Here is a 24,469-nt window from a genome sequence, read left to right on the forward strand (position 1 = left end):
GGATTGCTCCAGCCCACCCCATATGGTTACTGCTGTGACCGTTTGAAGACGGCCACGTGACCAGTTTTTCGGAAGCTTACCAGCGGTAGTGGCTGAACGCGCGGTTGGCGTCGGCCATGCGGTGGGTGTCTTCGCGCTTCTTCACGGCGTTGCCACGGTTGTTGGCGGCATCCAGCAGTTCAGCCGACAGGCGGGCCGACATGGTGGTTTCCGAACGGTTGCGGGCGGCCGTGATCAGCCAGCGAATCGCCAGGGCCTGGGCGCGCTCGGGGCGCACTTCCACGGGAACCTGGTAGGTGGCACCACCAACGCGGCGCGAACGCACTTCGATGTGCGGCTTCACGTTGTTCAGCGCATCGTGGAACAGCTGAACCGGGTCAGCCTTGGCACGGGTCTGCATGGTGTCGAGAGCGCCATAGACGATGCTTTCGGCAACCGACTTCTTACCATCGAGCATGAGGTTGTTCATGAACTTCGACAGAACCTGATCACCGAACTTCGGATCGGGCAGGATGACCCGCTTTTCCGGACGACGACGACGTGACATGTTGAATTCCTTCTGATCGGGCCAGCTTCAAGGCCAGCCGCTCATTCCGGCAAGGCAGCCTGGCGGAGCATCACCTGCCCCCACCAGCCGCGCTTGCGGCCACCATTACTTCGGACGCTTGGCGCCGTACTTCGAACGGCTCTGCTTGCGGTCCTTAACGCCCTGCGTGTCGAGCACGCCGCGCAGCACGTGGTAGCGCACGCCGGGAAGGTCGCGCACACGGCCGCCGCGGATCAGCACCACGGAGTGTTCCTGCAGGTTGTGGCCTTCGCCGGGAATGTACGAAATGACTTCGCGGCTGTTGGTCAGACGGATCTTGGCGACCTTGCGGAGAGCCGAGTTCGGCTTCTTCGGGGTGGTCGTGTAGACGCGGGTGCAAACGCCGCGCTTCTGCGGGTTCTGCTCCATCGCAGGGACCTTGCTCTTGGCCTTCTGCGGGACGCGACCCTTGCGGATCAGCTGGTTGATCGTAGGCATGAAGTACTCTTCACCTTGGTTATGGCAACGCCGGAACAGGTGAAGGAAAGACGCCTCATGCAATGGGTCGGCACTGCGCAGCACGAGGCCGCAGCGCATGACGCATCGAATGAGCCGAAAACACTCCACCCAGGCCAACGGCACCGGGTTACTTTGACGGCTGGCATCCCGGCAGGCGCCCTTGCCGATTCGGCAAGATCCAACCCAAAGGGAAAAGGGCCACCCATGGCGGATTACCGCCACTTGCAGCCCCATGCGCACCGGCAATGTTCAGCTCTTTAACTGGCCGGCAGCACGCAAATGCATACCGGAACGAGTGCGCCCCTACGCCAAAGGGCCGATCCGGTCAAGGCAGGCGCCACGACACAATTACTACCAACGCGGTTGAGATTTCACTTTGTCACGACGAGGCATGTGATACCATCACCCTTGCAACGCCCGCCCCACGCGCTTGGAGCGCGCAAGCGTTGCCCGGCAGGCACAATCAGGCCGCCGGTACATGGCTGAGAGGAGAAACGCATGGCTTACGTCGATCAGACTGCCCGTCGTCCTTCGCTGCGCATCGGCCTTGCGGTCGGCCTGCTCCATCTGGGGGTGGGCGCCGCACTCCTCACCACGTTCGCGGGCGGCGCGATCACGGCCGTGATCCACCACACCCTGCAGGGGAACAACTGGACCTATGTACCACCCCCGCCGCCCAAACCAACCACGACGCCCGTGCGCAAGCCGCCGCCAACCGCGCCCACGCATATCGACACCACGCCGCCGGTCATCGACAAGCTGGCCCCGGCCAATCCGCTGCCCCAAACTGGCCCGAGTACGCTGCCGCAGATCGACGACGGACCCGTGGTGATCCGGCCAACCGAGCCCTTCTTCCCGCCGCCGCCCGAACCGCAGCCCCAGGCCACCCCACAGCGCGCCACACCCAAGGGCAATCCCGGCGACTGGGTCACGCGCAACGATTATCCTGGCCAGGCGGTGCGCGAGGGCTGGACCGGCGTGACCCGGTTTCGGCTAACGATCGGCCGCGACGGCCGCGTCGCCGATTGCGCGATCACCGCCAGCAGCGGGCACGACCTGCTGGACGCTACGGCCTGCGCACGCATCGCCAGCCGGGCGCGGTTCGCCGTCGCTACCGATGCTAGTGGCGCGGCCACCACGGGCATCTACCTCGGCTCGATCCGCTGGGAGCTGGATGAATAGGGCCTAGCGCTGAGACAGCAAAGCCCGGCTGCACGCAGCCGGGCTTTGATACACGCCTGCCAGACTGGCCTTCAGTCAGCAGTCATTTCAAAGGAAAAGGCCGGCGCCGGGCGTGGCTGGTCAGTTGCGAGCGTGGACTGCGCGACTGCACCCATCGCTGCCTGCCAGTTGAGCATGAGATCGGTCATCGCCGCCAGGCCGCGCGCGGTCAGGCACACGAACGTGCGCCGGCCATCGCGACCATCGTCCTCGCGCTCCACCAGGCCGCGCGCTTCCAGGATGCGCAGCCAGCGCAGCGCCGTGGTGGGCGGAACGTTGGCGCCGATACAGGCGCTGGTCGTGGGCACGCGGCGCGCCTCTGCCGCGGCGATGAACAGGTCGAGCAGGATATCCCAGGTTGGCTCGCCAAACAGGTCTGCCGCCAGGAACCGTTCGCGCCGCCGCCGCGCGGCATAGACTTCGCGAGCCATCGCCAGCGCTGGCGCCGGGATGGCCGGGCGCGGCACACCGGCAGTGGGTGCTGCTGCCATGATCTGCTCGTTTCGAAAGGTCATGCCCTGCACTCCATCACTTCGGCGCGCGGCGGCTCGCATCGATCGCACCGTCATGCCGCCCTCCCCGCTGGAGTCAGCATGGCTGCAGCGATCAGGTCAGCCGCCAGCCATGATAGTCGCCCAGCCGGCGCGCGCGGTGCATGTGCGCGGCCGTGCCAAAGATCAGCAACAGCAGTTGCAACGAGAAGGGAACCTGCGTCATCACCCAGTACGCCTTGCGCACCATGGCCAGCTCCCACAACTTGGCGGCGTGGCCGAGCACGACCAGCGCCTGCGCCGCGCTGACGGCCAATGGCCAGGCGCGGTTGGCGCGCAAGGCCACCCACAGCAGGACGATGAACGCCCAAAGATCGATCACCAGGTGACCGGGATTGACCGCAAACCATGCGGGATCTCCGAAGATTGCGTGGTTGGCAACGTCGAGCGCGAATGTCGCGAGCAGGATCGCCGCCACCGACTGTTCAGGTTCGCCGCCCTTGCGGGCGGCGAACAGAACGGCGCAGGCCAGGAGAATGCGAGGTAGCCAGAGCGAGAGCATCGGCCGTCACATCCTCCATACCCATGCCGGAGACAAGGTCAGGCTGCGTGCGCCAGGGGCGCCATCACCCCACCGGACGCATCGGCCGGATCGACCAGCGTCGCGGTCTTGGGGCATTCGTCATTGCCGCCCATGGTTTCGGCCGCAATGGCACTGAGCCGGCCGTGCACGCGCGCCAATTCGCCACCCGCATCGACCATCGCCTGCTGGCTCTTGAGCAGGCGCATCAGCGCATCCTGCCCGAGGAACGGCGGCAGCCCCGCCTCACGCCGCGCAGACACCATCGACGAAAGCAGGTTGGCCTGGCGGATCAGCGCCTCGTCCAGCGCCGCTTCCGCCTCGTGCAGATCGCGGGTTACGCGCAGTTGCGCCACCGCGGGCGTCATCGCGCCAGCCACCGCGGCCCGAACCGTATTGTTGTGCTTGGTATTGGTCATCGTCATCTGCCTCCACACGACACCACCGGTGCCGTCCCCATGTTGATGCGGAGGAGATCCGACAGGTTAACGATCCACGATCCTGGACAACTGCGAGAACATCGTCAGCCCACCCAGGACGGTGAGGATCAGGACCATCGCGATAAGGGCCGTTGCCCCCAGTCGCATCAGCGTCCCGTAAGGTCCGTCGAACATCTCCGGAAGGACACGATGATACCCTTGGTCCATGGTGGCGGACGCTTGCGTGGTGGGATGATCCCCATCATCGCCACCTTCGTCTACCGGGGCTTCGGGCTCGTCTTGTCCTTCGCTGTCCTTGTGCGTCGGAATGATGACCTTGGCGACATCCTGCGAACCATATACGGGTTTTACGGATACCCCGGCAGACCCGGTTTCTTCCAGCAAAAGCCTATATGCCTGAGCCACTTCGCTGCGCGAGGTGACGCCCAGCTTGCCCCGTGCCAGCAGAATGCGCTGATCGACCGTATAGGGCGAGATACCCAGTATCCGGGATATCTCCTTCGAGGTCTTGTGCTGGATCAGAAGGTTCAGCACCTCGCGCTGCTTGGCCGTCAACGCATCAAGCGGCGAGGAAGAGGAAGGCGATCCGGTCATGACTTGCCTCCCATCCTATCCGCAGCGCCAAGTGCATGCCAGCCCGCATCCCACAGGATGCGAATCAGCGCCGCGTCAGGTCGGCGCCCCGTATCGGTATTCATGAACCGGCAAGCATGGTCGATGGCATAGCCCCCTGTAACAATGGTTAACGTAAAAGCCCACCCGCCGGGAGCGCAATCCGATTGCATATCCGCACAGGGCGCCACATATCTTTTCCCATAGGGAGGCCGCAGGCTTGGAGATCCGTCACATGTATGCGCGGCGCAGCGGCAAGGTATTGGCGTTGTGCCGGCTGACGATGGCCGCGATGTTCATGGCGGGTATCGTGTTCGCTCCCGATGTGGCGCTGCGCAATCCCGGCATCACCCGGATACTGGCTGGTGGCTATGTCTTCTGGGTCATCGTCCTCGCCTGCGCGGCCTGGACGGATTGGTGGTATGATTGCCGCCTGGCCCCGGCCGCGCAGGTGATCGATTTCGTGGCATTTGCCGGCGCGATCTATTTTACCGAGCGCCCGCAAGGCGTGCTGACCGGGCCGTTTCTGGTGTTCGGCACGTTTCTGCTGCTGGTTGCCCTGGTGCGCTGGGGCACGATCGGCGTGGCGACGACCGGCATGGGCCTGTTCTTTGCCGCGATCGTGCCGGCCGGGATGCTGACGCTTGGCGGGGCCGCCCCCGATCCGCTGCGCTTCGTGCGTGGGCTGATCTGCATGGTCGTGGTGTCGATGCTGATGCTGTGGCTGGCCAGCCGCCAGCGCGGGCGGCGCGTGGTGACTCTGCCCGAACCAGCCGGCCCGCCCGGCGCGCGCCGCAACCGCGTGTTGGCCAGCGCCTTGCGCCAGGCCTGCCTCACCATGGGGGCACGCGGCGCGGCTCTTGCGGTGGCCTGGGGTGACGAGCCCTGGATCGATCTGCTGATCGAGGACGATGGCCGCGTTACGAGCGAGCGCCAGGGCCCGAGCGCCCTGTCCACGGCCCTGGCCATGCCTGCCCCGCCCACCCTGTTCGATCGCCAGCGCGCGCGCCGCATCGGCCTGCCGGCGGAGCACCAGTTGGTGATCGAGCGCAGCACTGCCGCCATTCCGCTGGCCGAGATCTGCGGCGTCAACGAAGGCATTCTTGCCACGTTCAGTTCTGTTTCCAGCCAGGGGCAGCTGCTGGTCTGGGGCATTCCCGCCATGGCGGTGGACGACCTGCCGTGGATGAGCGCCCTGGTGCGCGAGATCGGCCTGGCGCTCGACCGCGAGGAAATGGCCACCCTGGCCAAGAGCTCGGCCGTGGCCGAAGTGCGCAATGCCCTGGCGCGCGACCTTCACGACAGCGTCGTACAGTTCCTGGCCGGCACGATGTTCCGGCTCGAGGCGCTGCGTCGCCGCCTGCGCGACGGCAAGGACCCTGAGGGCGAAATCGTGGCGATGAAGGAAGCGCTGCGCCGCGAGCAGGCGCAGTTGCGCGTAATGATCGACCGGCTGCGCCGCGGCGAGGACGGTGATCGCGCTGCCGACGTGACCGAGGAATTGCGCAGCCTGGTCGAGGAAATGTCGGCCCACTGGCGCGTCCAGATCCGCTTTGACGGACAGACCGGCCCGCTGCCGGTGCCGATCCATCTTGCCTATGAGTTGCGACAAATGGTGCGCGAGGCTGTTGCCAATGCCGCTCGACATGGCCAGTGCAGCGAAGTGATGATTTCGCTCCACCACGACGGGTCCACCCTGACCGTTACGATTGCAGACGACGGGGTTGGCTTTCCAGGGGCGGGCCAGTTGTGCCAGCCGCGCTCGATCACCGAGCGCGTGGCGGCACTGGGTGGCCGCGTGCGCATCGCCGAACATTCCAACAACCATCTGCGCCCGGGCGCCCGCCTCGATATCGAAGTGCCCACCCGCATCAATGCATGACAGGCCTGAAGGCATGACCACGATCCTTGTTGCTGACGACCACGGCTTTATCCGCGCCGGCGTTGCCGCCGTGCTGCGCGACAGCCGCTTCAAAGTGGTCGCCGCCACGGCCAGCGGCGAGGAAACGCTGGACGCGATCGCCACCCACGATCCCGAAATCGTCGTGCTGGATATCAACATGCCCGGCATGAACGGGGTCCAGGTGCTCGAAACGCTGCGGGCCCGGGGCGATCGGCGGCGGGTCGTGCTGCTGACTGCCGAGCTGACCGATCGCAATCTGCTGGCGGTGATGCGCGCGGGCGTCGAGGGCATCGTCTCCAAGGATGGCGCCGGCGATGAACTGATCGATGTGCTGGCCAAGGTGGAGGAAGGCGAACGGGCCATTTCGGCAGACCTTCTGCAGCGCGCGCTTGACCTGTCGCTTCATCCCGAGGGCACCGGGCCGCTCGATCGCCTGAACCCACGCGAGCGGCGCATCGCCCGCCTGGTGGCGCGCGGCATGCGCAATCGCGATATCGGCGCGGAACTGAATATCGGCGAAGGCACCGTGAAGGTTTACCTTCACGCCATGTACCAGAAGCTGGGCATCGACAACCGCACCGAGCTGGCCCTGATGGCCGTCAACGACATGGCAGACTAAGGCCGTAGACCACCGCGAGGGCTTCCAAAGAGAACCGGCGCGCCCTCCCCCCCAGGAAGACGCGCCGGCCTATCGGCCCGTATGCCACGGGCACGGGCCAAACCTGCCAAGCTGTCAGGTCGGGGTCAACACCAGCGTTGCTGCGGCCGTATTGCTGATCGGGATGTGATAATTCCGCGTCACTTCGGCATGCGGCCCCTGGCCCAGCGCGCCACGCGCAGCGATCCAGTTGACGATCTCCACCCCTTGCGTGCCGGCAATCGCGGCAACCTCTTCCGTCGAATGGCGCAACAGCGCCTCGGGATCGTTGGCCAGGTGATCGAGGCAGAAGCGGTCATAGTCGGCATTGATGAACCCAGCGCGCGCGCCATCCAGCTGATGCGACAGGCCGCCCGATCCGATCACCACCACGCGTGTATCATCCTGCCAGGATTGCAACGCGCGGTGCACGGCACGGCCCAGATCATAGCAGCGCTGCGGCGAGGGTAGCGGGTATTGCACGGTGTTTATCGCAATCGGCACGATCTTCACCGGCCAGGCCGCCACGTCGGGATAGGCGAGCTCGAACGGGATCGACAGGGCATGGTCGACCTTCATCTTCTGGCACATCGTGATGTCGAACCCGCTGCCGACCAGTTCCTCGATAATGTGCCAGGAAAGCCCGGGATCGCCTTGGAAAGTCTTGTAAACCGGCAGGCCCCAGCCTTCATCCTCGTTGGGATAGGCCGCCGCTGCGCCCACCGCGAACGTGGGCATGGCATCGAGGAAGAAGTTGAGCCCATGATCGTTGTAGAACACAATGGCCACGTCCGGGCGCGCCTGCGCCAGCCACGTGCGCACCGGTGGATAGCCATCGAAGAACGGCTTCCAATAGGGCTCTGCCTGGGCGCCGCGCGCAATCGCGCCGCCGATGCCGGGAACGTGGCTGCTGAAATAGCCACCGATGATCTGCGCGCTCATGCCGCCACTCCCACGTCATTGCTGGCCGGGGCGCAGCCCGCGGCCTCGCCCTGGTCAAGCAGGTATTGCTTGAATTCGGCCACGCTCATGCCGGTTTGCAAGGCGCCGAGATCTTGCACGTTGAGGCCAAAAATGCCCGCCAGCTTGGCCAGGTAATAGACATTGCCACCTGCCTCGATCATCGCCAGCACATCGCGCCGCGCCACCGCATCGCGCTGTTCGGGCGTAAGGTTATAGCGCCGGCAGTAGGCGTCTTCGTCGGCCAGGAATGCGGCGCGATTGGCCGTGTCGTTGAATGAAAAGCACATGGCATTCAGTTCGAAACCGCGGCTGGCGAGTTCACCATCGAACAGCAGCGTGCCGGCGATCCCACGCCGCAGTGCCATACTTTCAGGATTGGTCATCGCTGCATCCTCCATGCCCATCCGCCCTGGTCCGGTGACGGATCGGGCCACCTGTGCAAGATAGCCCAGCCGCGCGCCGCCTCCTTGACGCATGTCAAAAGCGGCAAAAGCGCGGGATAGTGGGTGCAGGAGCCATCGATAGGGATGGTTACGCAAGGGGCTGACCGGGCTTTTCAAGCCTTGCCAAACCCCGTCTAGGCAGGGTCATGGCCCTGACCAATGCCGAACGGCAACGCCGCTATCGCCAGAAACTCAAAGCCCGCGCATCGGGAGAGGCGGCAGGCGATCTGGTGCGCGCTATGGTGGACCGCGCGGTTGCCGTCCTGTGGCGCCTGCGCGCCGCCGCCGCCCCCGAAGACGCCTTGATCGTTCCGGCCGGGCTGCCAGCAGATCTGCCTACCGCGCCGCCCTCGTTGGACGCATTCCGCGCCACGCTCGCGCGGCATCCCGCCAGCCTGCTCGCACTGTGCCGCACCACGCTGCAACGCAGCCAGGCGCTTGGCCTGGAAGAGCGCGCCTTGCTCTGCAGCCTGCTGGAGATCGAGGCCGCATTAAGGCTGTCCCGCCCCCGCCAGCCCTAGTTATTTGGGCCAATTGGCCCGGCGCAAACGGAAAAAGGGCTGCGGTTCGCCGGCAATGGCGTTAACACTGTTTTACAAAGACCCGCCGCAGGGATTCGCCTGGCGCGGCCAGGGTCAAAGGGGCGCAGATGAAAGTTCTGACCGGGGTTTCCGGCATGATGCGCGCCGCGCTGATCCGGCAGCGCAGCGCACTGCAACAGGCGATCCTGTGCGCCCTTCTGGTGTTCGTGCCGTCGCTCCTGCGCCTGGTGATAGAGCCGCAACCTGCGGTGATGCCGTTCCTCGCGTTCTGGCCCACGGTGCTGATCGCCGCGCTGCTGCTGGAACAGGGTTTTGCCATGCTGGCCGTGTTCGGCTCGTTTGCCGTGGCGCAGTGGCTGTTTGCCGGATCGATCATGGGCATCGCCTGGCACGGTCGGCCGCTCGTGTCGCTGCTGGTGGGCGCCGCCTGCGTGGTCCTGGTCATGGGCATGGCGATAGTGGCGCGCACCACGGTGCGCGAACTTGACGCCGTCAACCGCCAGCAGGACACCTTCAACCGCGAATTGCGCCACCGTTGCCGCAACCTGCTGTCGATAATCCAGGCCCTGTCGGCGCGTGGGCCACGTGCCGAAAACCCGCTCGATTTCTTCCGCGAGTTTTCCCACCGCCTGGACAGCCTGGCCAAGGCCAGCGACCTGCTGCGCATCGGCACCGAAGCCGAAGGGCATCTTCCCGAACTGATCGAGCGCACTATCGGCCCCTTCGGCCAGGGATCACGCATCCGCCTGAGCGGCACTCCCTGCACAGTGCCCGAGCCAAGCTGCATTCCGCTGATCATGGCGGTGCACGAGCTGTGCACCAATGCGATCAAGCACGGCGCGCTGTCCGATCCCGCCGGCTGGGTCGATCTGCGCTGGTTCCTGGCACCCGATGGTGACCGGCTCTACCTGCTGTGGAAGGAATCGGGTGGGCCCCTGGTCAGCCCACCCGCCCACCAGGGCACGGGATCGCACCTGCTGCGCGCGCAGCCGGGGCTCGAAGCGGTCGATCTCATGTTCGATCCGCGCGGGGTCTGGTGTGAGATGCTGATCGTTGGCGCCCGCGCCTGCACGGCGGCAGAAGCCGCCTGAAACGCCACGTAACGGGCCTGATCACAGCGTTATAGTTCCGAGCCGGAAGCATCTGCCGGAATGGCCTGATGCCACACTGCTATACCCGCAAGGCAACAAGGGCCTTGTGGGGGTGTTACAACGTGGATCGGCAAATGCTGCGCCTGTTCCTGCGCAGATATCGCGGAAATCTTGGATTGGTCGCCGTGGCCAGCCTGCTGTTGAACGTCCTGGTCTTTGCCGGGTCGGGCTACATGATGCTGGTTTACGATTCGGTTCTGCCCAGCCGAAGCATTCCCACCTTGGTGGGGCTGTTTGTCATGCTGGTGCTGATCTACGTATTTCAAGCGGTTTTCGAGGCAATTCGGGCAGAGGCGCTGCTGGGCGTTGCCAATGGCGTGCACGATGATCTGTTCGGTGCTGTCCACTATGCCACGGTCGCCCGCCCGCTGCGCGCGGGGCCGGACAAGGGCGATGGCCTGCAGTTTGCCCGCGACCTGGACGCGGTGCACACGTTTCTGGCTGGCGCCGGCCCGGTTGCGCTGATCGACCTGCCCTGGGTGGTGATGTTCCTGGTGGTGCTGGCCGCACTGCACTGGTGGCTGGGGCTGACCGCGCTGGCCGGCGTCATGGTGATGGCGGTGCTGGCGCTGCTGTCCAACCGCCGCACGCAAACCGCCTCGCGCGAGTTGGCGATGATCACCGGGCAGCGCAGCGCCGCCACGCTGTCCGAAATCCGCTTTGCCGAATCCGCCTTTGCCATGGGCATGCAGGATCGCCTCGTGTCGCGCACCTCTGGTTGGGAAAGCCAGTTCATTGCCGCGCAATCGGCACTGGCGCGCACCGTTTCGCGCCTGGGTGGGGCCAGCCGCACGTTCCGCATGCTGCTGCAATCGATCATCCTGACCGTGGGCGCGCTGTTGGTCATCGATGACAAGGCCAGCGGTGGCGTGATCCTGGCATCCTCGGTACTCTCGGGGCGCGCCCTGGCGCCGGTCGATTCCGCGATTGCCAACTGGAAAGGGCTGGTGGCCGCACGCAGCGGTTGGGGCCGGATCGTCCAGGCGATCACCACGTTCCGCAGTCCGCCCGAACGCCAGGTGACACTCGATCGCCCGCACGGGGAACTGGCCCTGCGCGATCTGTGGGTAGCGCCACCGGGAACGCAACGCTTCACCGTGCAGGGCGTGTCGCTGTCGCTGCAACCGGGGCAGGCCCTGGCCGTGATCGGGCCGAGCGCCGCGGGCAAGACGACGCTGGTGCGTGGCATCCTGGGCATCTGGAAACCGCAGCGTGGTGAGGTGCGGCTGGATGGCGCCACGCCCGACCAGTGGGATGCCGAAGCGCTGGGCAGTGCCTTTGGCTATGTGCCGCAAACGGTCGATCTGATCGATGGCACGGTGGGCCAGAACATCGCCCGGTTCGATCCGGCCGCAACGTCCGACGGGGTGATGGCCGCGGCGCGCGCTGCCAGCCTGCACGAGGCGATCCTGGCGCTTCCCGATGGCTATGACACCCAGGTTTCCGCCGGGGGCAGCGAGCTATCCGCCGGGCAGCGCCAGCGGGTGGGCCTGGCCCGCGCGCTCTATGGCAATCCCCATCTGCTGATCCTGGACGAGGCGAATTCCAACCTTGATGCCGTGGGTGATGCCGCGCTCAACCGCGCAGTGATGGACATGCGCCAGCGGGGTGGCATCGTGATCATGATCACCCACCGCCCGGCCACGCTCGGCCCGATCAGCCATGTCGCCGTGATGCAGAATGGCCGCCTTGTCGATTTTGGCGAACGCGACGCCGTGATGCAGCGCACCTTGCCAGCCAACGAAACCACCGCCGCGCCGCCGGCCGCCGGCCACCTGGCGAAGGAGGCCGCGCGATGAACGCCCCACTCTCTCCCGACGCTGTCAGGCAGTTGCTGCCAACGCTGTGGATCGACCAACCCACCACGCCGCGCCCCCACGCGCCGCGCCTGCTGGTACGGCTGGTCTTCGCCTTGGCCGGGCTGATGGCCCTGCTGTTTGCCTTGGCCGCGATCGTGCCGATCGGTGGCGCGGTGATCGGCGGTGGCCAGGTGGGTGTGGAAAGCAGGGTCAAGCGCATTGCCCATCCCACCGGCGGCGTCATCACCACGATCGCGGTGATCAATGGCCAGCATGTGCGCCAGGGTGAACTGCTGATGCGGCTGGATGACCGCGTGACCGGCGCCGATGCCACTTATTCCAACCTCACCGTGGAACAGCTGCTGGCGCAGAAAGCCAGGCTGGAAGCAGAGCGGCTGGGCCTGGGCCAGGTGGTCTTTCCGGCCGACCTGTTGCGAGCGGGCAACCCCAGTGCGGCCAAGGCCATGGCCGACGAACAGCACCTGTTCGCCATGCGCCAGACCGAAGAAGGTCAGTTGCGCGCCCAGCTCGCCGCGCGCGTGGCGCAATACAACCAGCAGATCACCGGGCTTCAGGCGCAGATCGATGCCCTGCGCCAGCAACGCCACCTGATCGAGCCCGAACGCCAGGGCGTGCGCGACCTGTGGGACAAGCAACTGGTCACGATCAACCGCCTGAACCAGCTGGAACGCACGGCCGTGGATATTGACGGGCAAGTGGCGCAGTTGCAGGCGCAGATCGCCCAGACCCGCGCCCGCATTACCGAAGCGCAGGAGCAATCGATCCAGACGGTGCAGACCCGCCGCGTCCAGGCCGGCACCGATCTGGCCCAGGTCAATACCGCGCTCAACCAGCAGCAGCTGCGCAAGGTCAGCGCATCGGACCAGAAGGACCGCAGCGAAATCCGCGCGCCCTATTCCGGCACGATCGAAAAGATTGCCTTTGCCGCGATCGGCGATGTCGTACGGCCAGCCGAGCCGATCATGGAAATCGTGCCCGATCACGATGTCATGGTCGTCGAAGCTTCGGTCAGCCCCACCGATATCGACCAGGTGCGCGTGGGCCAGGCGGCGCGGGTGCGGTTTTCCGCGTTCAACCGCGCCGCGACCCCGGAAATTCCCGGCCGGGTGATCTATGTCGCCACCGATCGGACAGACAACCAGGAAACGCGCCAGGCCTATTACACCGTGCGCATTGCGGTGGACCAGGCGGCCGTGGCGCGTGAGGGGCTGGCGCTGCGCAGCGGGATGCCCGCCGAAACCTATATCGAGACCGGCAACCGGTCGCTGCTGTCCTATGTCACCAAGCCGCTGCGTGACCAGTTCATGCGCGCTTTCCGCGACAATTGAGGGGGATTTCCGCCATTTGCTCTGCCCTGCGCCATCTGCGCCCCGTCTGCGTGCGCCGGTCACGCCTGCACCTAAACCTGCACTGGGCCTGCGCCACGGCCGCGCTGGCCCTGCTTATGCCCACCGCTCGGGCGGAGGAGGCGGTCGATATCGATCGCAGCGCCGGCCTGCCGCCCGAAACCCCAGCAGACATCGCCGAAGGCGCGCTGTCAGGCCGGCCGGTTTCCACGCTGACCGATGCCCTGCGCTATGCCTATTGGACATCGCCGGCCCTGCTGGCCCAGCGCAGCAGCACGCAGAGCAGCGCCTGGGGCGTGGCACAGGCACGCGCCGCCTATGGCCCCAAGCTGGACTATGCCCTGACCTATGGCTGGACGCGCGACCGGTTCGAAATTGCCAAGGGCGTGTTTCTGGGCCGCAGCGGTTGGACATCTACCGCCACGGCCGTGTTGACCCAACCCTTGTTCAGCTTTGGCCGGTCGTTTGCCAACGAACGCGGCGCACGCGCCCAGGCCGCCTATCAGCAGGCCGTGCTGCAATCGGCTGAACAGCAGGCCCTGCTCGATGCGGCCGATGCCTTTGTCGGCCTGCGCCGCACCCGCACGGCCGTGGCCATCGCTGCAGACAACCTGGCCGCGCTGACCCGCGAATTGACCGACAATCGCGCGCGCCTGGCCGCGCACGAGGTGACGGCCACCGATATCCAGCAGGTAGAAACCAGGGTGGAACTGGGCCGCGTGCAATTGCTTGCCGCGCAGCGCGACGCCGGCACGGCCGAGGCTGCATTCCTGCGCATGATCGGCACGCGGCCGGGCGACCTGGCCGCGCCACCGCCGCTGCAATTGCCGGTGGCCGATCTGGAAGAAGCCTATGCCTATGCCGAAACGCATAACCCGCTGATCCACGCCGCGCAGGAACGCGAACGCGCCTCGCGCGCCAGCGTGGAAGCGGCCAGAGCGGAGCGCCGCCCGCGCGTCGATTTCCAGGGGACGGCAGCCCTGCTGCCCTACTCGGCCGGCTTTTCCAACTATTCCGATACCTTGCGCCAGACCGAGATCAAGGGCGTGGTCACGCTGTCTGGCCCTCTGTTTGACAGTGGCGAGCGCGTCGCGCGCGTGCACGCCGCGCAAGCGGCCAATGATGCCGATTGGCGCCTGATGGACGCCACCTTGCGCGAAAATCGCGCGGCCCTTGCCGGCGCATGGAACGATTGGCAGGCCCAGACCGCCGCGATCGACACTCTCGCCAAGGCGGTGGCCTCTGCGCAAAACGCCTATGATGGCGCCGTGCTGCAAGAGCGGGCGGGCATGTTCACCACGCTCGACGTGCTCCAACTGGCACGCGAACTGCTTCAGGCGCGCAGCGCCTACAACGATGGGGTGGCCGGCGCCTATCTTGCCAAGGTGCAGGTACTGGCCGCGCTAGGCGCACTCGATGCCGCCTGGCTCCTGCCCGATGGCCCGCGTCGCGATGCGCAGGGCGATGCCTGGCGCGTGGCCGGCAAGGCCGATGTGCCGCTCGTAACCGACGCCGTGCGCGCGCTTGACGGCCTGGTGGAAGGCAGCGCACCTCCCCGCTCTGCGCGCGATCCGGCGATGCGTACGCTGACGCCGGCGGCAGAGCTGTCGCGTGGCGTAGACTGAAGGATGCCGCTGCTGGCGTTGAAGCCGCTCAAAATTCGGACCAGTCATCCTCCGCCACAGCCGCATTGCCGGAACTGCGTGGGGCAGCCGATGGCCGCGGCCGGGGCGCGGGCGCGGGGACTGGCGCAGGCGGCACTGATGGCACTGATGCAACCGCCGCCGCAGCCGGCGCCAGCCGGGGTTTTGCTTCCGTTGCCGCCGGTCGAAGCGCAACTGCCGGACGCGGCGCGGGCGTGGCGCGGGCCGTGGCCTGGTTACCGGCAAAGCGGAACTTGGCCAGTTCGCGTGCCATCACGTTGGCCTGGTCGGCCAGATTGCGGGCTGTGGCCGTGGCCTCCTCGGCCATGGCGGCGTTCTGCTGGGTGATCGAATCGACATCGCGCACGGTGGCATTGATCTGACCCAGGGTTGTCGCCTGGTTGCTCGACGTGCCGTTGATCCGCTGCATCACGTCGTTGATTTCGCCGACGCTGGCCGCAATCCGCTCCAGCGCGTCACCCGTGGCGGTGACGAGCGCGACGCCGTTGGAAACCTGTTCGGTGGAGCTGCCGATGCGGGCGCGGATATCGCGCGCGGCATCGCCCGCCCGCTGCGCCAGGGCGCGCACCTCGCTCGCCACCACGGCAAAGCCCTTGCCGGCATCGCCGGCACGCGCCGCCTCGACCCCGGCGTTGAGCGCCAACAGGTTGGTCTGGAACGCAATCGCATCGATCACGCCCACGATCTCGGCAATTTCCTGGGACGATTTCTCAATCGTCGCCATCGCCTCGATCGCGCGGCCCACCACGTCGCCCGATTGGCGGGCCTCATCCAGCGTCGTTTGCACCATGGTGCTGGCGTTGCCCGCCTCTTGCACCGATTTCTGCACGCTTTCGTTGATCTGGCGCAGCGCGGCGGCGGCCTCTTCCACGGCGGCGGCCTGCTGTTCGGTACGGGTGGAAAGATCTTCGGACCCGGCGAGAATTTCGGCCGAGCCATTGGCCACCTGTTCGGCAATCCCGCCGACCGAGCGCATGGCCCCGGCCATCGCATCGACCGCCGAATTGAACGCGGTGCGCAGGCATTCGTAATCGTGGCGGAACGCGCGGGTCAGCCGGCAATCGAGATCGCCACCGGCCAGCCGCTCCAGCCCCTCACGCAGGGCATCGACCACGGCAGAAGTTTCGGCCTGGCTTTGCACCTGGATCATCAAGGCATCGCCGCCATCGATGATCAATGGCGTCAGCGTCACCAGCATGCGCAACGGCTGGCCATTGCCGTCGAGGTTGAGCCACTCGAAGCGAGCAAAGCCGTTGCGCTGCGCCTCGGCAATCCGTTCCACCACGTGCTCGGCCGTGGGGCGGCCATCCATCTGGCAGGGCGCGGCCAGCATGTCGGGCGAGGCGCCGATGATATCGTGCCGGGGGCGCTGATAGACGCGCTCCGCGGCAGCGTTGCACAGGGTAAACCGGCCATTCTGCATCAGCAGGAAGCCATCGGCCGCCTGCTCGAACACCGCCTGCGCGAAACGGGTTTCGAGTGGAACGACAACGCGCCTTTTGAACATGCAATCTTTCCCCGGTCCTGGTGGCGGAATTGACCGGGACAGGCGCTATCATCGGCGTGCTCAAATGGCGTTTAAGCCGGGGCCACGTAAACCTGCGTGGGGGTGGTGCAGGTTCGGGTTAGCCGCGCGCCAGATCGAGGCGATAGCCGATGCCTGGTTTGTTGCGCAGCGCCGAGTGGCCGGGCGGGCGATCGCTTTCCAATTTGCGCCGGATGCCGCGCGCCGCCACGCGCAGATATTCCACGTCTGTCTCGTGCCCCGGCCCCCAGATCGTGCGCAGCAATTGCGCATGCGTCACCACGCGGCCGGCGTTGCCTGCCAGTTCGGCCAGGAACGCATATTCCTTGGGGGCAAGGTGCACCTCTGCCCCGGCCTTGCGCACCTGCCGCGCGGCGAGGTCGATCTCCACATCGGCAAAGCGCAAGACCGCCTGCCCGCCCGGTACGCCAGCCAGCCGCGCGCGATGGCGCAGCGCGGTGCGCACGCGCGCCAGGATTTCTTCGGGATCGAATGGCTTGGTGACATAATCGCTGGCGCCCAGATCGAGCGCGGCAACCTTTTCCGCGGTGGCATCGCGCGCGGACAGCACCACCACGGCAAGGCCCGCCGCCACCAGTTGCGGCAGGATTTCCAGGCCATCGCGATCGGGCAGCCCGAGATCGAGCAGCGCCAGATCGGGCGCCTGTGCGGCGCGCTGGGCCAGGGCCTGGGTCGCCGTGGCGGCCTCGCTTACGCCATAACCGGCTTGGGCCAGCGTCTGGCGCAACAGCGCGCGGATCGCCGGATCATCATCGACGATGAGCACGCCGGGGCCAGCCGGTTCTGTCGTGCCGCTCACGCCGGAACGGCCACAGGCCGCACCAGCGCGGGCGGCACATGCAGGGCGAAGCGCGCACCGCCGCCCGGGCGATTGGCGGCCGTCACGGAAAGGCCCATCGCCTCGGCAAAGCCCTTGACGATGGCAAGGCCCAGCCCCGTGCCGCCTTGCCGGTCTGATCCTTCAAGCCGCGTGAACATGCCGAAAATGCGCTCCTCTTCGCCCGGCGGCAGGCCGGGCCCACGATCGCAGACCGCCAGTTCCACCCCGCCCTGCGGATCAGCCAGCGCCTCTATCCGAATGCCGCCGTTGCCGCCATGGCGCACGGCATTGTCGATCAGGTTGATCAGGCAATGGTGCAGCAGGCGTGGATCGGCCAAGACCAGCGGCAGGTCTTCGGGCACGACCAGTTCCAGCGGGCCGACCAGGCCGCCTGGCGCGAGATGATCGAGTGCCGCGTCACACGCCTCGGCCAGGTCAACCGGTTCAGGATCGCGCTGCAAGGCGCCGATTTCCAGGCGCACCATCTCGATCAGGTTGGCGACGAACCGGTCGAGCCGCTCTGCCTCGCCGCGCGCGCTGGCCAAGGCGGCCGCCTGCTCTGGGGTCAGTGGGCGCAGCGCGCGCAGCGTGCCCAGCACGGTGGTGAGCGGGGTGCGCAGATCGTGGCCGATCGACGACAGCAGGGCACTGCGCAGCCGCTCGCGCTCTTGCACGCGGCCCAGGGCCAGCTTTTCCTCTTCCAGGGCAATCCGCGCCAAGGCAAGACCGGCCTGGGCCAAGAGGCTTTCCAGCAGCGGAGTCTGCCCGCCGTGCAGCGGCAGCTCGCCATCGGGATTGCCCACCCCGACGACGGCCAGCGGGCCCTGGCCGCCCGGCACCGGCAGGAACAACCACTCCGACGCGGTGGGCACTTGTCCGCCCGGCCCGGCCGAGCGCCCGCTGTCGAGGCACCATTGCGCGGCAGCCGCCTCCAGCAGGTCGAGGCGATCGTGCGCGGGGTGCGCGGCCACCAGCGTGGCGATGCCCTGGGCATCGGCTGCCGCCACCAGCACGCGCAGGCCAAACTGGCGGGCCACTTCTTCGGCCAGCAAGGCCCACAGCGCGTCGCGCCGCGTCACCCCCATCAAGCGCCCGGCAAACCCGGCCAACAGCGCGTCGCGCCCGGCCTGCGCCTGCGCCAGCGAAGCCTGGTGACGCAGGCGCGCCGCCATGTGGCTGCCCACCAGCGCCACGCCCAGCAGGATGACCAGCGTGATGAGGTGCGAGGGATCGGCCACCGCCAGCGTGAAACGCGGCGGAATAAAGAAATAGTTATAACACAGCGACGAAAGCAGCCCCGCCGCGAGCCCCGGCCGCAGACCGAGGCGGATCGCGGCAAACATGACCGGCACCAGATAGAGCAGGCCGATATCAGCCACATCCCCCCGCGCCAGCAGCGTCATGCCGACCAGGCTGGCCAGCCCGATCAGCGCCGCGGTGGCCAGCAGGCCGGCGACCAGCCCACCGTCCCCGTCAGCGCCGGGCGCAGGTGCGATACGATGGGCAAGGGCCAGTGTCATGCCACCCGGATGCCGCAGCAGGGCCCCCTCTGTCGAGAGCCAAGGCTGTCGCACCGTGTCATGCCGGCGCGACGAGATGGGCGGGTGGTCGCGTAAAGAATGCATAAATTTCGTCGCATCGGGATATTGCCGGGCGTAGCGGCGCCGGCATGACCGCCATGTCCTATCCGGGCGCGCCCGAATCCACGCCTGCCGCTGCCGCTGCTGACGCTTCCCCCGCCGCTGACACCGCCGGAGTCGATCATCATGAGGGCCACGAGGCGCAGGGCCTTGTGCCCCTCGCCGTGGGCGCGATCGGCGTGGTGTTTGGCGATATCGGCACCTCGCCGCTCTATTCGCTGAAGGAAAGCTTCATCGGCCACCACCGTTTGGCGGTGGATGCCGATCATATCTTTGGCGTGCTCTCGCTGATGTTCTGGACGATGACGCTGATCGTCACGGTCAAGTACGTCTTCGTGATCCTGCGGGCCGACAACAAGGGCGAAGGCGGCAGCCTGGCGCTGCTCGCGCTGATCGGGCGCCAGCTCAAGCCGGGGCGATGGACCGCCTTCACCGTGGTGCTGGGCATCGTGGCGACGGCGCTGTTCTATGGCGACGCGATCATCACGCCGGCGGTGTCGGTGCTGTCGGCAGTCGAAGGGCTGACCGTGGTGCACCCGGCCTTTGCCGAGGTGGTGCTGCCGATCTCGATTGCGATCCTCATCGGCCTGTTTGCCATCCAGTCGCGCGGGACGGCGGCGGTGGGCAAGCTGTTTGGCCCGGTGATGCTGGTCTATTTCCTGGTCATCGCGCTGCTCGGCCTGAACGGCATTGCCCGCGCGCCGGAAATCCTGCTGGCAGCCAATCCCTGGTACGCCGTCAAGTTCTTCACGCTCGATCCGCTGCTGGCATTCCTGGCGCTGGGTTCTGTCGTGCTGGCTGTGACCGGGGCAGAGGCGCTCTATGCCGATATGGGCCATTTCGGCCGCCGCGCGATCATGGTGGCGTGGCTGTGGGTGGCGTTTCCGTGCCTGCTCATCAACTATGCCGGGCAATCGGCGCTGTTGCTGCGCAACCCGGCCCTGGTGGAGAATCCGTTCTTCCTGATGGCGCCGGATTGGGCGCGCCTGCCGCTGGTCATCCTGGCGACGCTGGCCACGGTGATCGCCAGCCAGGCGGTGATCTCGGGCGCGTTTTCGGTCTCGCAGCAGGCGGTGCAACTGGGCTTCCTGCCGCGCATCCGCATTCTGCATACGAGCGCCAGCGCGGCCGGCCAGGTCTATGTGCCGTTCGTCAACTGGGTCTTGCTGGTCATGGTCATCCTGCTGGTGCTGGCGTTCCGCACGTCGAGCAACCTGGCTTCGGCCTATGGCATCGCGGTGACCGGGACGATGTTCATTACCGCCTGCATGCTGGGCGTGCTGACCTTTGCCGTGTGGAAATGGCATCCGCTGGTGGCCGGGATCGTTACCGGCACGTTCCTGGTGATCGATGGCGCCTATTTCGCATCGAACGCCACCAAGATCCCCGATGGCGGCTGGTTCCCGCTGATGGTCGCGGCGATCACGTTCACCGCGCTCACCACCTGGGCCACCGGCCGGCGCATCGTGCGCGAACGCCTCGCCGAAGATGCCATGCCGTTCGAGCTGTTCCTGGGTTCGGTGTGCGAACGCGTGCGCCGGGTCAAGGGCACGGCGGTGTTCATGGCCTCTACCGTTGAAGGCATTCCGCCGGCGCTGCTGCACAATCTCAAGCACAACCACATCCTGCACGAACGCGTCGTGGTTCTGACCGTGATGACCGCCGGGGTGCCGCACGTGCCCGATCACAAGCGGCGCGAGGTGGAAGACATGGGCCATGGCTTCTACCGCATGATCATCCGCACCGGCTTTATGGACGAGGCCGACATTCCCGCCGAACTCGCCGCCGAAACGCGCGCGGCCGGTCCATTCAAGCCGATGGAAACCAGCTATTTCCTGGCGCGGCAGACGCTGATCGCGTCCAAGCGGCCGGGCATGGCGATCTGGCGGGAAAAGCTGTTTGCCTGGATGGTGCGCAATTCGGAAAGCCCGATGCAGTTCTTCCGCCTGCCCACCAACCGCGTGATCGAACTGGGCAGCCAGCTGGAAATCTAGCCTTTTGATTTGCCGCATTTTCCGAGTCGGCAGGTGATTCCACCTGCCTTGAAAATGCTCTAGATTTCCACGACCGCATCGGCCAGCCGTGCCACCTCGTCCTGCTGGTGCGATACCAGCAGGACCGGCAGGGCAAAGGCATCGCGGATGCGGGCGATCAGCGCGATCACGCCCTCGCGCCGCGCCGGATCGAGCGCGGTCAGCGGCTCGTCCATCAAGAGAAAGCGCGGGCCCGACAGCAGCGCGCGGCCGATCGCCACGCGCTGCGCCTCGCCGCCCGAAAGCGTGTGCGGCCGGCGCGCCAGCAAGGGCGTGATATCTAGAAAACCGGCCACTTCGTCCAGCGCCAGCGTGCGTCGTTCGGGCGCGGCCTGGCGCCAGCCGAACAGCAGGTTGTCCGCCACGCTCAGGTGCGGAAACAGGCGCAGATCCTGAAACACATAGCCGGCCGCGCGCCGTTCGGGCGGCAGGTCTATTCCCCGCGCTGCATCGAACAGCACTGTGCCGCCCACCGCGATATGGCCCGAAAGCGGGCGCAGCAGGCCGGCCACGGCATCGAGCGTGCTGGTCTTGCCCTGCCCCGATGGCCCGACAAGCGCGGTGATGCCGCCGCCACCTGCCACCCGCACGGGAAATTCGCGCTGCCCCCGCGCCAGCACCACGTCGATGTCAAAGGATGGGGCCGGGTCAAAGGACATGCGCGCCCTTTCCCCCCTGCCGACGCGCGAGCAGTTCCGAGGCGACCAGTGCCAGGACCGACAGTAGCACCGCCACCCCGGCCAGGCGCCAGACCGTGGCATCGCTGCCGGGCACCTGCAACGCGGCATAGATCGCCAGCGGCAGCGTCTGGGTTTCGCCGGGGATGTTGGACACAAAGGTGATGGTCGCGCCGAATTCGCCCAGCGAGCGGGCAAAGCCCAACACCGCGCCGGCCACTATGCCCGGCGCGCACAGCGGCAGCGTCACGCGCCAGAACGTGGCCCATGGCCCGGCGCCGAGTGCGCGCGCGGCCTGTTCCAGGCGGGGATCGACCGCCTCGAGCGACAGGCGGATCGCCCGCACCATCAGCGGCAGCGCCATGATCGCGGCAGCCAGCGCCGCGCCGGTCCAGCGGAACAGCAGCGTCACGCCAAACAGGCGCCACAGCCAAGCACCCATCGGGCCGGCCGGGGCGAACGCCACCAGCAGCATCCAGCCGATGACCACCGGCGGCAGCACCAGGGGCAGATGCACCAGCGCATCAAGCAGCACACGCCCGCGAAACCGCCCCCGTGCCAGCGCCCAGGCCAGCGCGAACGCCAGCGGCAGCACGCCCAGGATCGCCACCCCGCTCACCTTGGCCGATAGCGCGACCACGCCCCATTCTTGCGCGGAAAGCAGCACGCGCGGCTCAGTGCGCGACAAAGCCGAAGCGGCGGAAGATCGCCTTGCCTTCGGCGGAGAGCAGGAAGCGGCGGAATGCTTCGGCGTCGGGATGGGTGGACGCGGTCAGCCGCGCCACCGGATAAGTGATCGGCGCGTGGCTGCCGGCCGGGAACACGCCGACTACTTTCACCCCCGGTTCGGCGCGGGCATCAGTGGCATAGACCACGCCCAGCGGCGCGGCGCCATGGGCGACCAGCGCCAGGGCCGCCCGCACATTTTCCGCGCGCGCCACCTGGCCCTGCACCTGGTTCCACACGCCCAACCGCTCCAGCGCGGCCTTGCCATAGCGGCCAGCCGGCACGGCAGCAGGATCGCCCATCGCCAGTTTTCCACCGGCCAGCGCCTGCATCAGCGCAAAGCCGGGCGCCGGATAAAGCCGCAGCGGGCTGCCGGCCGGCGCCACGATAACCAGGGCATTGGTCACCAGCCGCGCGCGCGTGCGCGGGGCGACAAGACCGGCACGGGCGACATCATCCATCCAGTCTTCATCGGCCGACACGAACAGGTCTGCCGGGGCGTGCGCCTCGATCTGGCGGGCCAGGGCCGAAGAGGCCGCGAACGACAGCACCGGGCGCGGATGGCCCAGCGCTGCCCAGCGGTCGGCCGCCGCATTCATCGATTCCTGCAGGCTGGCCGCTGCCAGCACCAGCGGCCCGCGGCCACCGGAATTTTCCGCGGCCGGCGCTGCAGCCGGCAGGAAGGCGGCCGCAACAAGGCAACACAGGGCAAGAAGACGAAGCACAAGGCGGGCCATGGCAACTCCGCAGCCCGCAGGCTGTATTTGGCGGGATATATTCAGCTGCCCTACAGCCAGCCGCCGCGAAATGCAAAGCGTGCACTGCCCGCACGGCAAGGCTTGCCGCCCGCACCGGATTGCGCAACAGCACGGCCAAAGTTTGCAAAGGACAAGGAACAGGAATGCGCGCACAGTTCTGGGCGATCGCCCTGGCGGCAACGATCACGGCCTCTGCCCCCCTGCTGGCCGCGCCGGCCATGGCGCAGGCCGCCGTGCAGACACCCGATATTCCCGCGCCGTGGCGCACCGTGCCCGATGTGGGCGCGCTGCTGGCGCAGGACCGCTTGGCCGGGCCGGCGCAGGCGCCGATCAGCGTGGTGGTCTGGTCCGATCCGGAATGCCCCTATTGCAAGCAGTTTGCCGGCGTGCCCGATGCCGCGATCGAACGCGCCAAGGGCAAGGCCAACCTGGCGATCCGCATGCTGCCCCTGCCCTTCCACGGCGCACCGGCGGTGCTGGGCAGCATGGCCGCGCTGTGCGTGGCCGACCAGGGCGGCGCGGCCGCATTCTATCGCTTTCTCAACGATTACTTTGCCCGCACCGGCGGCAATGGCCGCGGCCTGGAAGGTGGGCGCCCGGCCGTGGTTGCCCTGGCCAAGCAGGATGGCGCGGCCGATGGCGCCAAACTTGATGCCTGCCTGCGCAGCGATGAAACCTTGGGCCGCGTCGCCGCCGAAGGCGATGCGGCCGAACGCGCCACTGTGCAGGGCACGCCGGCCGTGGCCGTGCGCAACAACCTGACGGGCGAGACGATCATGGTCGATGGCGCGATCGATGGTGAAACGCTCGACCAGGCGATCACCCTGATAGCATCGCGCAGCAAGCGGCACGGTGCGCCGCCAGCGGATTATTCGCTTTGATCCGAAACGAGCCAAGGCTTCCCGCGAATCTGGCTTTATCCGCGAAGATTTTGCGCTAGACGGCGTTGATGGACCGCATAGATCGCAAGCTGCTGGCCGCGTTGCAGGCAGATTCGCAAAGTTCGCTGGCACAACTGGCCGATCGGGTGGGGCTTTCCAGCTCTGCCTGCCACCGCCGCATGCGCGCGCTGGAAGAGAGCGGTGCGATCACCGGCTATGGCGCGCGGGTCGATGCCAGCAAGATCGGCCTCAATCTGCATGCCCTGATCGACATCACGCTGGAAAGCCAGAGCCGCGAAGCGATGGAGCGGTTCGAACGGGCCACGCTCGATTCCACCGAAATCCTCGAATGCTATCTGATCTCGGGCGTGGCGGATTACCGCCTGCGCATCGCCGCGCATGACATGGCCGATTACGATCGCCTGCACCGCGATTGCCTGGCCCGCCTGCCCGGCGTCAGCACCATGCACACCAGCTTTGTCATCCGCCCGATCAAGGCGTGGAACGGCTATGCCCTGGGGTAACCGCGC

The 24,469-nt window shown here is 66.9% G+C and carries 25 protein-coding genes; 11 read left to right on the forward strand and 14 right to left on the reverse strand.

Going from position 1 to position 24,469, the window contains the following annotated elements:
* Positions 1-76: 76 nt before the first annotated feature.
* Positions 77-547, reverse strand: coding sequence for a 30S ribosomal protein S7 (gene rpsG, locus ABIC78_RS03780; protein WP_022675066.1), 471 nt, complete (start codon positions 545-547; stop codon positions 77-79).
* Between the two features lie 105 nt (positions 548-652).
* Positions 653-1,024: a 30S ribosomal protein S12 gene (gene rpsL / locus ABIC78_RS03785; protein WP_022675067.1), complete on the reverse strand. Its 372-nt coding sequence runs from the start codon at positions 1,022-1,024 to the stop codon at positions 653-655.
* Positions 1,025-1,543: 519 nt separating this feature from the next.
* On the opposite strand from rpsL, the gene ABIC78_RS03790 reads away from it, so the two are divergent.
* Complete coding sequence (locus tag ABIC78_RS03790; protein WP_054130542.1) at positions 1,544-2,227, forward strand: energy transducer TonB; 684 nt, start codon at positions 1,544-1,546, stop codon at positions 2,225-2,227.
* Between the two features lie 71 nt (positions 2,228-2,298).
* Here the strand turns inward: ABIC78_RS03790 and ABIC78_RS03795 are convergent, their stop codons facing one another.
* From ABIC78_RS03795 to ABIC78_RS03810, 4 genes are all read right to left on the reverse strand, one after another.
* Complete coding sequence (locus tag ABIC78_RS03795) at positions 2,299-2,781, reverse strand: MarR family winged helix-turn-helix transcriptional regulator (protein ID WP_233250899.1); 483 nt, start codon at positions 2,779-2,781, stop codon at positions 2,299-2,301.
* Positions 2,782-2,872: 91 nt separating this feature from the next.
* Positions 2,873-3,319, reverse strand: coding sequence for a hypothetical protein (locus tag ABIC78_RS03800; RefSeq protein ID WP_022675070.1), 447 nt, complete (start codon positions 3,317-3,319; stop codon positions 2,873-2,875).
* 38 nt (positions 3,320-3,357) lie between these two features.
* Positions 3,358-3,756, reverse strand: a complete 399-nt coding sequence (locus tag ABIC78_RS03805; protein ID WP_231627512.1) for a hypothetical protein — start codon at positions 3,754-3,756, stop codon at positions 3,358-3,360.
* 66 nt (positions 3,757-3,822) lie between these two features.
* The gene (locus ABIC78_RS03810; protein ID WP_171795749.1) at positions 3,823-4,371 is read right to left on the reverse strand and encodes a helix-turn-helix transcriptional regulator; all 549 of its coding nucleotides are present in this window, start codon (positions 4,369-4,371) and stop codon (positions 3,823-3,825) included.
* Positions 4,372-4,609: 238 nt separating this feature from the next.
* Between ABIC78_RS03810 and ABIC78_RS03815 the strand changes: the two genes are divergently transcribed.
* Both ABIC78_RS03815 and ABIC78_RS03820 read left to right on the forward strand, forming a co-directional pair.
* On the forward strand, positions 4,610-6,271 hold the full coding sequence (locus ABIC78_RS03815) for a sensor histidine kinase (protein WP_354487933.1): 1,662 nt from the start codon (positions 4,610-4,612) through the stop codon (positions 6,269-6,271).
* A 13-nt stretch (positions 6,272-6,284) separates the two neighbouring features.
* Positions 6,285-6,911: a response regulator gene (locus tag ABIC78_RS03820; protein ID WP_022674799.1), complete on the forward strand. Its 627-nt coding sequence runs from the start codon at positions 6,285-6,287 to the stop codon at positions 6,909-6,911.
* A 114-nt stretch (positions 6,912-7,025) separates the two neighbouring features.
* Here ABIC78_RS03820 and ABIC78_RS03825 read toward each other — a convergent pair whose 3' ends face one another.
* Together ABIC78_RS03825 and ABIC78_RS03830 are read right to left on the reverse strand one after the other, a co-directional pair.
* Positions 7,026-7,871 (reverse strand): class III extradiol dioxygenase family protein, encoded by an 846-nt coding sequence (locus tag ABIC78_RS03825; protein ID WP_022674798.1) that lies wholly within the window; start codon positions 7,869-7,871, stop codon positions 7,026-7,028.
* A complete protein-coding gene (locus tag ABIC78_RS03830; RefSeq protein WP_197279213.1) occupies positions 7,868-8,275 on the reverse strand; it encodes a protocatechuate 4,5-dioxygenase subunit alpha in 408 nt (135 codons plus the stop codon). Before ABIC78_RS03830 ends, ABIC78_RS03825 begins: the two co-directional genes overlap by 4 nt.
* Before the next feature lie 206 nt (positions 8,276-8,481).
* Between ABIC78_RS03830 and ABIC78_RS03835 the strand changes: the two genes are divergently transcribed.
* From ABIC78_RS03835 to ABIC78_RS03855, 5 genes are all read left to right on the forward strand, one after another.
* The gene (locus tag ABIC78_RS03835; RefSeq protein ID WP_354487936.1) at positions 8,482-8,856 is read left to right on the forward strand and encodes a hypothetical protein; all 375 of its coding nucleotides are present in this window, start codon (positions 8,482-8,484) and stop codon (positions 8,854-8,856) included.
* A gap of 128 nt (positions 8,857-8,984) precedes the next feature.
* Positions 8,985-9,968, forward strand: a complete 984-nt coding sequence (locus ABIC78_RS03840; protein WP_022674795.1) for a sensor histidine kinase — start codon at positions 8,985-8,987, stop codon at positions 9,966-9,968.
* A gap of 134 nt (positions 9,969-10,102) precedes the next feature.
* Positions 10,103-11,827, forward strand: a complete 1,725-nt coding sequence (locus ABIC78_RS03845) for a type I secretion system permease/ATPase (RefSeq protein WP_354487939.1) — start codon at positions 10,103-10,105, stop codon at positions 11,825-11,827.
* Positions 11,824-13,176, forward strand: a complete 1,353-nt coding sequence (locus ABIC78_RS03850) for an HlyD family type I secretion periplasmic adaptor subunit (RefSeq protein ID WP_171795744.1) — start codon at positions 11,824-11,826, stop codon at positions 13,174-13,176. Before ABIC78_RS03845 ends, ABIC78_RS03850 begins: the two co-directional genes overlap by 4 nt.
* Before the next feature lie 116 nt (positions 13,177-13,292).
* A complete protein-coding gene (locus tag ABIC78_RS03855; RefSeq protein ID WP_354487941.1) occupies positions 13,293-14,819 on the forward strand; it encodes a TolC family protein in 1,527 nt (508 codons plus the stop codon).
* A gap of 28 nt (positions 14,820-14,847) precedes the next feature.
* Here the strand turns inward: ABIC78_RS03855 and ABIC78_RS03860 are convergent, their stop codons facing one another.
* From ABIC78_RS03860 to ABIC78_RS03870, 3 genes are all read right to left on the reverse strand, one after another.
* Complete coding sequence (locus tag ABIC78_RS03860; RefSeq protein WP_354487943.1) at positions 14,848-16,365, reverse strand: methyl-accepting chemotaxis protein; 1,518 nt, start codon at positions 16,363-16,365, stop codon at positions 14,848-14,850.
* Between the two features lie 118 nt (positions 16,366-16,483).
* Entirely contained in the window at positions 16,484-17,203 is a 720-nt protein-coding gene (locus tag ABIC78_RS03865) for a response regulator (RefSeq protein ID WP_354487945.1), read from the reverse strand.
* Positions 17,200-18,744: a DUF4118 domain-containing protein gene (locus tag ABIC78_RS03870; RefSeq protein ID WP_354487947.1), complete on the reverse strand. Its 1,545-nt coding sequence runs from the start codon at positions 18,742-18,744 to the stop codon at positions 17,200-17,202. The genes ABIC78_RS03865 and ABIC78_RS03870 overlap by 4 nt, the downstream gene beginning before the upstream one ends.
* A gap of 158 nt (positions 18,745-18,902) precedes the next feature.
* Here ABIC78_RS03870 and ABIC78_RS03875 point away from each other — a divergent pair, with 158 nt between their 5' ends.
* On the forward strand, positions 18,903-20,858 hold the full coding sequence (locus tag ABIC78_RS03875; protein ID WP_354488127.1) for a potassium transporter Kup: 1,956 nt from the start codon (positions 18,903-18,905) through the stop codon (positions 20,856-20,858).
* A gap of 59 nt (positions 20,859-20,917) precedes the next feature.
* Here the strand turns inward: ABIC78_RS03875 and ABIC78_RS03880 are convergent, their stop codons facing one another.
* Genes ABIC78_RS03880 through modA form a run of 3 tightly spaced genes read right to left on the reverse strand, consistent with a single transcriptional unit; the run spans position 20,918 to position 23,037 of the window.
* A complete protein-coding gene (locus ABIC78_RS03880; protein WP_354487949.1) occupies positions 20,918-21,556 on the reverse strand; it encodes an ATP-binding cassette domain-containing protein in 639 nt (212 codons plus the stop codon).
* On the reverse strand, positions 21,546-22,238 hold the full coding sequence (modB, locus tag ABIC78_RS03885) for a molybdate ABC transporter permease subunit (RefSeq protein ID WP_354488129.1): 693 nt from the start codon (positions 22,236-22,238) through the stop codon (positions 21,546-21,548). Before modB ends, ABIC78_RS03880 begins: the two co-directional genes overlap by 11 nt.
* A gap of 10 nt (positions 22,239-22,248) precedes the next feature.
* Entirely contained in the window at positions 22,249-23,037 is a 789-nt protein-coding gene (gene modA, locus ABIC78_RS03890) for a molybdate ABC transporter substrate-binding protein (RefSeq protein ID WP_171794014.1), read from the reverse strand.
* A 164-nt stretch (positions 23,038-23,201) separates the two neighbouring features.
* On the opposite strand from modA, the gene ABIC78_RS03895 reads away from it, so the two are divergent.
* Entirely contained in the window at positions 23,202-23,939 is a 738-nt protein-coding gene (locus ABIC78_RS03895) for a DsbA family protein (protein WP_354487951.1), read from the forward strand.
* Between the two features lie 68 nt (positions 23,940-24,007).
* Positions 24,008-24,463, forward strand: coding sequence for an Lrp/AsnC family transcriptional regulator (locus ABIC78_RS03900; RefSeq protein ID WP_354487953.1), 456 nt, complete (start codon positions 24,008-24,010; stop codon positions 24,461-24,463).
* The last annotated feature ends 6 nt before the right edge of the window (positions 24,464-24,469 follow it).

This window comes from Novosphingobium sp. 1529 (assembly GCF_040544855.1).
Classification (GTDB): Bacteria; Pseudomonadota; Alphaproteobacteria; order Sphingomonadales; family Sphingomonadaceae; genus Novosphingobium; species Novosphingobium capsulatum.

Excerpts from the sequence above, each read along its gene's own strand:
- rpsG (WP_022675066.1), bottom strand. The coding sequence starts at position 547 with ATGTCACGTCGTCGTCGTCCGGAAAAGCGGGTCATCCTGCCCGATCCG.
- rpsL (WP_022675067.1), bottom strand. The coding sequence starts at position 1,024 with ATGCCTACGATCAACCAGCTGATCCGCAAGGGTCGCGTCCCGCAGAAG.
- ABIC78_RS03790 (WP_054130542.1), top strand. The coding sequence starts at position 1,544 with ATGGCTTACGTCGATCAGACTGCCCGTCGTCCTTCGCTGCGCATCGGC.
- ABIC78_RS03795 (WP_233250899.1), bottom strand. The coding sequence starts at position 2,781 with ATGACCTTTCGAAACGAGCAGATCATGGCAGCAGCACCCACTGCCGGT.
- ABIC78_RS03800 (WP_022675070.1), bottom strand. The coding sequence starts at position 3,319 with ATGCTCTCGCTCTGGCTACCTCGCATTCTCCTGGCCTGCGCCGTTCTG.
- ABIC78_RS03805 (WP_231627512.1), bottom strand. The coding sequence starts at position 3,756 with ATGACCAATACCAAGCACAACAATACGGTTCGGGCCGCGGTGGCTGGC.
- ABIC78_RS03810 (WP_171795749.1), bottom strand. The coding sequence starts at position 4,371 with ATGACCGGATCGCCTTCCTCTTCCTCGCCGCTTGATGCGTTGACGGCC.
- ABIC78_RS03820 (WP_022674799.1), top strand. The coding sequence starts at position 6,285 with ATGACCACGATCCTTGTTGCTGACGACCACGGCTTTATCCGCGCCGGC.
- ABIC78_RS03825 (WP_022674798.1), bottom strand. The coding sequence starts at position 7,871 with ATGAGCGCGCAGATCATCGGTGGCTATTTCAGCAGCCACGTTCCCGGC.
- ABIC78_RS03830 (WP_197279213.1), bottom strand. The coding sequence starts at position 8,275 with ATGACCAATCCTGAAAGTATGGCACTGCGGCGTGGGATCGCCGGCACG.
- ABIC78_RS03835 (WP_354487936.1), top strand. The coding sequence starts at position 8,482 with ATGGCCCTGACCAATGCCGAACGGCAACGCCGCTATCGCCAGAAACTC.
- ABIC78_RS03840 (WP_022674795.1), top strand. The coding sequence starts at position 8,985 with ATGAAAGTTCTGACCGGGGTTTCCGGCATGATGCGCGCCGCGCTGATC.
- ABIC78_RS03845 (WP_354487939.1), top strand. The coding sequence starts at position 10,103 with ATGCTGCGCCTGTTCCTGCGCAGATATCGCGGAAATCTTGGATTGGTC.
- ABIC78_RS03850 (WP_171795744.1), top strand. The coding sequence starts at position 11,824 with ATGAACGCCCCACTCTCTCCCGACGCTGTCAGGCAGTTGCTGCCAACG.
- ABIC78_RS03855 (WP_354487941.1), top strand. The coding sequence starts at position 13,293 with ATGCCCACCGCTCGGGCGGAGGAGGCGGTCGATATCGATCGCAGCGCC.
- ABIC78_RS03860 (WP_354487943.1), bottom strand. The coding sequence starts at position 16,365 with ATGTTCAAAAGGCGCGTTGTCGTTCCACTCGAAACCCGTTTCGCGCAG.
- ABIC78_RS03870 (WP_354487947.1), bottom strand. The coding sequence starts at position 18,744 with ATGACACTGGCCCTTGCCCATCGTATCGCACCTGCGCCCGGCGCTGAC.
- ABIC78_RS03875 (WP_354488127.1), top strand. The coding sequence starts at position 18,903 with ATGTCCTATCCGGGCGCGCCCGAATCCACGCCTGCCGCTGCCGCTGCT.
- ABIC78_RS03880 (WP_354487949.1), bottom strand. The coding sequence starts at position 21,556 with ATGTCCTTTGACCCGGCCCCATCCTTTGACATCGACGTGGTGCTGGCG.
- modA (WP_171794014.1), bottom strand. The coding sequence starts at position 23,037 with ATGGCCCGCCTTGTGCTTCGTCTTCTTGCCCTGTGTTGCCTTGTTGCG.
- ABIC78_RS03895 (WP_354487951.1), top strand. The coding sequence starts at position 23,202 with ATGCGCGCACAGTTCTGGGCGATCGCCCTGGCGGCAACGATCACGGCC.
- ABIC78_RS03900 (WP_354487953.1), top strand. The coding sequence starts at position 24,008 with ATGGACCGCATAGATCGCAAGCTGCTGGCCGCGTTGCAGGCAGATTCG.